The sequence below is a fragment of the Pseudalkalibacillus sp. R45 genome (assembly GCF_052246725.1).
In the GTDB taxonomy this organism is placed as follows: Bacteria; Bacillota; Bacilli; order Bacillales; family Fictibacillaceae; genus Pseudalkalibacillus.
Window position 1 is genome coordinate 22,898 of record NZ_JBQQCL010000031.1, and the last position, 6,817, is coordinate 29,714.

Consider the following 6,817-nt stretch of genomic DNA (forward strand, 5'->3'; position numbering starts at 1 on the left):
ACCTTACAAAAGAAATTAAAAAATATGATAAAAATATTTGGCATTCAGCTCAACACCTAGTTCATTGGCTGCAAGCTTCATTAGATCCCATGAAAAACAATAAAACTTCCAAAATATGATTTCATTTTCATATGTTTCAATAACATGTATATTGTTCAGATACAATTTATTATCCAACTTCTTCTCTAATTCGATTATGACAGGTCTTCCCCACAATTCTTTGTACTCAGCCACAATAACATGTTGCGTATCGACAATCTGCTTCCAATCTCTTAGTGAATTCTTTTTCGTTTCTTCAAGACCCATTTCCAACCCAGCATGGGTAATGTCCGTAATAACATCTTCGCTTAATACAGATGCAATCATTTCAGGATCTTTATTACGGAACCCCTCGAGCAAAACTTTTAATGGTCCATTCGCGGTGAGATCGACTGCACGAACTTTTGGTTTAGAAGTCCTTTCTACTTTATTTTTAAGTATGGATCTCGCTCTGCTGAGGTTAGCATAAACAGCGTTTTCTGAAGTAGGTATTATTCTGGCAATTTCTTTCGCCTTGAACTGGAATGCTTCTGTCAAGATAAAGGACACATATTGAATTGGGGTCAATTGTTTTATAAGAAAGTCGAGATTGTCAATCAACTGAAAATCATAGCTGGATGTAAGTTCTTGGTTGAGGTTCTCATTCAGCGATTGATACGTATATTTACTCTTTCTATTCTGGTCAATCCATAAATTTGTAGCGATTTTAAATATGTAGGATTTCGTATTTACTGGCTGATACACTTTGGCCAACACCGCAAGTGATTTAAATAGGGTATCTTGTACTAAATCTTCAGCATCCCATGGAGATTTAGTCAACTTATAGCAATAATGCCAGAGATCAGAACGAAATGGCTCGATTTCTTGTTTGTACTTTTGCTCAATTTCTCTTATATCCTCCCCAAGTGCTTTTAAATCGTTTAAAGTCATGTCTTCCTCCTCACCTATAAATCTTTTTATACATAAAGTTATACCAATTATTTCAAATTATAGTATCTGACTCAATGATTAATTTCATGGAAAGAAGGCTAATCCTTACTGCGGATAAGCCCCCTTTTGTTGAATATTGTAAAAGATAATAAAGGTTGCCTCTCTAATATTTTAATAAGATCTCCTGCACTGTGTTTATTTAAAACAACTTTTTTCAAGAATAAAGTTTTCATTAGAGTTTTTTAAAACTATATCAAAATTTCTGTGATAAGGATGCATAAATATATCATATTGAATCCTACGCTCTTCATGAGATTTTCTTAAATAATTTATATCTCTTCCTCTTTCAGAAACATCACGTATACTCCTTCTCATTAACTCTGTTTCTCCATCGGTATATAAGTAAACTTTTAGATCATACAATTCGGGATCTGTGAAGGTAACGGTCATACCTTCTACAATATTTATTTTGTTTTGTGAAGAAATTAACTTGCTTTTTGTATATTTAGTGCCTATTGTATAAAAATCTAAACCATCTCTCATCATATGTATGTCTCTCTCTAAAGCGAAAATATTATGTGCAGCAGGATGACAAGCTGTCATTTTATCATGATGATGTTTATTCTTATATTCATAGTCGATCCTTGTGTACTTCCTAAGATGAGAACCTATAATGTAGGTGTCAGTATTGATATAATTTACATTATCATGCCCCAGAAGCTTTAAAAGATTATGGGCAAACCTTGTTTTTCCAGATGCCCCATGACCAGAAATCCCGATAACAATTCTTTTATCCTCATCATTAATTAAATTGACTATCTCATGTAATACCTCGTCCATATTTCCTCCTCAATCACATTACTCCGTTAAGTTGCCTTAACTATCAATTTTTTCAAACAAATCATGCCCCTATCAAAAAGAGCACATTCCTACTTCAGATTCGCCCCCCTTTTGCAGAAGAAAGGCACAATTCTAGAATTGTGCCCGATTACTGAATATCGTTTAATTGTATATTGGATTATACTCCAGAAAGTACCTGTTCAACAAAAATCTAACCTTATATCCACTCTTTTCCGTGTTCACGAATGAATTTAATTTCTCTTTGATAATGATCATGGTGTCCTTCATCTATCATTTTTTGAAAAGCAATGTCACCTTCACTAGCTTTTGTCTTCATATATTTACATAACCCTTCTAATCGTAGCAATACAATCTCCAAATAACCTTCTTCCATTCCCTCAATACCATAGCAATCAAAAAACAATTTAACTCTATGTTTAATACGATCTGCATCTTGTTGTTGATTATAATAAACTGCTTCACCTTGTTCAGTATGATAAAGCCTACTTAAAGGAACACATGTGTAAAGAGTATAAGCTATATCCCAAATTCTTGGACCAGGAGCAGCAACATCAAAATCGATAATACCTACTAGTCTTTCTTGGTTAAAAATAATATTGTAAACGGCAAAATCATTGTGACATACAACCTCTATGTTATTTGGAGTATTGTCCATGGGTTTCCATTTATTCAATAATGGAAAGTCACTCACTGCATCATGGTACCGACGGAGCATCTTTGCTATTTCTTTTAAAGTATTATCAGACCACATGTATTCTTTTAAAGGATAATTTCCAGCTTCTCCTTCAATAAACGATAATATCTCTCTTCCTTTTTCATCCATACCTAAAAACTTTGGTGCATAACTGAAACCTTTGTTTTCCAAATGCTTTAATAGCTCGTGAATTTGTGGACTTTCTGGCTTTAATTCTCGCCGTACAGTGTCTCCTGAACGATATACGGTTGATACATTTCCGCCTGCTAGCATTTCTTCGTCTTCGTACTGACTATTCATTAAAATTCCCCCAATATAGGGACACTGTGATTATGTCAATTGAGATGTATTTTTACCCATAAATAAAAACAGATATACAAAGGTATCTGCTTGGTAATGGGAATTTTATTATCCACACCATGTATCCCTTCAATGATTTTAGATAGACAAATAAACGCATCCTTAATAATTAAGGACCGCAACTGTCTCTATCCAATTAATAATCATTTAAAGGTATTTCCACATGTGTAATATAGATTCCCCTTTCTATACATCTCTATATTATATATTACCAAAGGTTTTATACTAAAGAAAGAAAACTCCAAAAAGTTTTTCAATTCCCTAAACATTGTTCACATCCTATTTATAAAAACGAATGTATGTAAGCAAGATTCTAGATCCTTCAATATTAGTTCTTCTCCAACAAACCTCCTCAGTTCTTGAACAAAGGCAAGGCGAACTTCAGCTCTTGCCCCCGATACTGGAATAAGGAATTTTATGAAATCTCTTTTTGGAAAGTAATTGTACGTACATCTCTGATAAGAAATAAAGAGATCCCACAAATTGAAATTGCAATTCCAGATAATATAATAATTAATGAAATATTTAATTTTAACGCTAATAATCCACCAATTAAACTACCAAGTGGCATAGATAAGCTACCACAGGTATTTAGTGTTGACATTATCCTGCCCATCATCTCTTTTTTAGTAATGATTTGTATATAAGTAAATGAGAGCACGTTAATCACTCCCAAACATAACCCGAAAATAAGTAATGAAATCGCTTTGAAAAGGAACAGATCGGCAACACCAAAAATCATTAGACTTAAACCACTTATACTCCAAAAAAAGGAAATTATTTTTCCATTGGTCTTTAGTATACTGGTCAACAGTGACCCCAGGAATAATCCAGCAAATAATACTACATAAATGATACTATAGTACATTACAGAACCAAAACTATTACCAATTGACGGTAATACTATTAGTAGAACATATAATAAATGGTATTATCTTCTGTCCTCTAACTAAATTCCAATTATTTCGAATAATAGGTTGTAACACAATCTCCTTTTATGGAAGAATTCTCTCCTATATTTTTTACTCCAGAGTTACCAAAGAGGTTCTTCCTCATTACTTAATTTAATGAAGTAATTCACAAATATTGTTACTAATACTAAAAAAATAATAACATCTGGTGAAAAGCGATCACCTTGTGCAGTAAACGCCCCCTTTTTAGGAAGGAATAACTAAAGTTAAAATTTGGTCCTCCTCTTCGTACTTTTTGATTACCATAAGAAAATATTTACACTAATACACCTTGTTTTTACTATACCCTGAGGGTTAAACAATTTTTACGATTGCCAACTTATTAAGTTAAATGACTCAAACTTTATGTCGATAACTATCAGTTCAGTAATTTTAAATTATTAACCTTGGGGATTCTGATAAACTTAAACTTGCTAAATTGAAATGTTAAACTATAAATAATTGGAGGTTTAAATGACTATCTTTTATTTTCTTAGAACTATTTCGAGAAAATTTTCAAATAATATTGTATTAATTAATTTTATGAAATATCCTCTTAATTATATAAGCGCATCCAATTTTATAAATATTTATTATTTGTATTACAACTTGGATTAGCAATTTCTTAAAAAACGATCGTTTTTTCGGTGCAATTTGTTGTTAAAATAAGTACTATAACAATTTTTCAAGGAGGAATTTCATGTTAAAGAGAAAGTTTTTAATAATAATCTTATCAATTGTTGTTTCTTTTCTATGTTATAGAATACCTTTTTATGGTGAACTAGTTGGAAAAGAGTATATGGCTACTCAAACTTTTTGGTTATTAGTTTTTATTTACCTTTTCCAAAATACAGACTCAAACACTCACTAATAACAATCAGTTATTATTGCCTATACAACCAAAAGCATTAATTAGTTCTTATTTATCATTTATCACATTTTTATACACATCTGTCATTTGTTGTTATAAAATGTTTATCGTTGCCGGTAACAATAAACATTTTAGGAGATTGGTCATGAAAAAATTTATTGCATCAATTTTAGTAGTGTGGCTCATTAGCTTAATGGGGAATCCATTAAATACATATGCCAATGAAAATGTAAACGTGGGTAAAGATTCTAAAGTTATTAAGAATATTAATATTAACAATGAAACAGTTATTAAAAAATTGTCTGATGGAAGAATTGCACCTGTAGATGATGTTAGTAAGTTAAATAGCTCTTCCCTCCAACAAATTCTAAACACAATGGGATTTGACGATGAAGAAATTGCTAAAATGAACACAACAACAAAAGAGGAGATAATTTCCTCAGGCGGAAAAAAAGTGAAATTGGAAATGAAGCTGAAAAAGAGATATCGAAGTCTTGATGGTAAAGTTTATGAGTACACAGGATTTAATGATGATTTAATAAATAAAGTAAAACAAAGTGACATTGAAAAGTACAATAAAACAAATAATACAACCTACAAAATAAATGATTTAGAAAATCCTCCATCCCTTACAAATTTTAGTACTTCCTCAGTCTCGTATGGTACCTTGCCATATACTGATGATCAATGGTGGGATAATGGAACAGTATCAGGTGGTTTGTGGGTAACTTATTTAGGACCTTCAATAAACGGGGATTTAACCTATCAATATTCTGGTAATATATGGTGGGCAGAGCCTCCAAGTTTAAAATTGGTAGATGGCATGGGAATGGCTTGGGATGAGCGTGCAATTCCAGAGAGTGGTACTTATGCGGGCCAACGTTATGGAGACTTCAGGCGTGTTATAGGACCTGAAGAATTCGAGTATTACACTGAAACCTACGATGTCAACGATATGGATGTAGATGTTTACGGTGTTGGATATAAATTCCGCCTTCTTAGTGGAGCATTCCAACAGGGGGCTAACCTTTCAAGAAATGTTTTAGTGAGTCCCCAAGATATGGGAAGAACAGCTTATGTTCAGTATAAATATTTCCATACTCATGCTACTCTTACAGGACTAGGAATCTCCATGGGACCTGTGTCTATTAATTTTAATGGGGCTATAGGTGATGAATTTATTGCTGAATACAACTACACTTATGGGCAAACTTAATTTAAAACTTATTTATTTGTGGTAAAGTATAACATTAATAGTTATCTAAACGGTTGCTGCTTACTCAAATAATTTAAAGACGTGCCTGGAAGTCTTAAGAATTCCGGGCATGTTTTTTTGTAATTTTCCAAAAACCTTCAGACTTTAATGTGATTGTTTCTTTTATTTTCAAATCTACATTATCATAACTTAATAACATTTTGGTGTTAAGATTATAAGCATTAACTCCAATTCGTTCGTATGCCCCTGTAACGATGAAGGGACCTTTATTACCTTTGACTAAAACTAATCTACTTCCACAAAAATCTAAAGTGGTATCTATTTTGTAAAGAGATATTTGTAACTTTCTTTATCTAAATTTCTCCACTTTAAAACATATTCATCATTTTTTGTAATCCATATAAATTCTTCTATTTTTCCACTATCACTCTACTCTGAAAAGTTACTATCAAAATACAAAGATGCTATTTTAAAAGTCATAGAAGATTTTTATGATATTATTTCCTTCTGCGAATGTCTTATTAGACGTTAATATGATCGAGCTGTTTTCATACCTTCGACTGATCACCTGAAACAGATAATGTCCACCATTATTAGATAGACTTAAGAGTAGAATAGGGATATGGCGCCTTTCTCTCTTTCAAGAGTAGGTTTCCATATCCCTTTCTCCGAACCGGACGTTGTTGGGTTCGAAGGCACAGATGGCCAGTAATTGTACATCATCTGATAAGTCCCACGTCCCCAAATAACAGTGTCGGCAGTACTCAGAATATAAATGTCAATGATAATATGTACACTTTTGACGATTTTAGAATGTACACTTTTGTTCATTTTCTTAAGGGTTGATGATCCCTACCTAACGTTTAAAGTTAGGCAGGGGGTTCCTTTGAGACTAG

The 6,817-nt window shown here is 32.4% G+C and carries 6 protein-coding genes; 1 reads left to right on the top strand and 5 read right to left on the bottom strand.

The window, feature by feature from the left end; translation table 11 throughout:
- Positions 1-15: 15 nt before the first annotated feature.
- The 4 genes from ACTWQL_RS24010 to ACTWQL_RS24025 all read right to left on the bottom strand — a co-directional run bounded on the left by ACTWQL_RS24010 (position 16) and on the right by ACTWQL_RS24025 (position 3,791).
- Positions 16-969: an RNA polymerase sigma factor gene (locus tag ACTWQL_RS24010; protein ID WP_443144883.1), complete on the bottom strand. Its 954-nt coding sequence runs from the start codon at positions 967-969 to the stop codon at positions 16-18.
- Between the two features lie 195 nt (positions 970-1,164).
- On the bottom strand, positions 1,165-1,809 hold the full coding sequence (locus ACTWQL_RS24015) for a uridine kinase family protein (protein WP_443144884.1): 645 nt from the start codon (positions 1,807-1,809) through the stop codon (positions 1,165-1,167).
- Positions 1,810-2,026: 217 nt separating this feature from the next.
- Positions 2,027-2,824, bottom strand: coding sequence for a phosphotransferase (locus ACTWQL_RS24020; RefSeq protein ID WP_443144885.1), 798 nt, complete (start codon positions 2,822-2,824; stop codon positions 2,027-2,029).
- A 475-nt stretch (positions 2,825-3,299) separates the two neighbouring features.
- A complete protein-coding gene (locus ACTWQL_RS24025) occupies positions 3,300-3,791 on the bottom strand; it encodes an MFS transporter (protein WP_443144887.1) in 492 nt (163 codons plus the stop codon).
- A 1,059-nt stretch (positions 3,792-4,850) separates the two neighbouring features.
- Here ACTWQL_RS24025 and ACTWQL_RS24030 point away from each other — a divergent pair.
- Positions 4,851-5,921 carry a hypothetical protein gene (locus ACTWQL_RS24030; protein ID WP_443144886.1) on the top strand — a complete coding sequence of 357 codons (1,071 nt, stop codon included), beginning with the start codon at positions 4,851-4,853 and terminating at the stop codon, positions 5,919-5,921.
- 469 nt (positions 5,922-6,390) lie between these two features.
- On the opposite strand, the gene ACTWQL_RS24035 is transcribed toward ACTWQL_RS24030, so the two are convergent.
- Positions 6,391-6,543: an ATP-binding protein gene (locus ACTWQL_RS24035; RefSeq protein WP_443144888.1), complete on the bottom strand. Its 153-nt coding sequence runs from the start codon at positions 6,541-6,543 to the stop codon at positions 6,391-6,393.
- Positions 6,544-6,817: the final 274 nt, after the last annotated feature.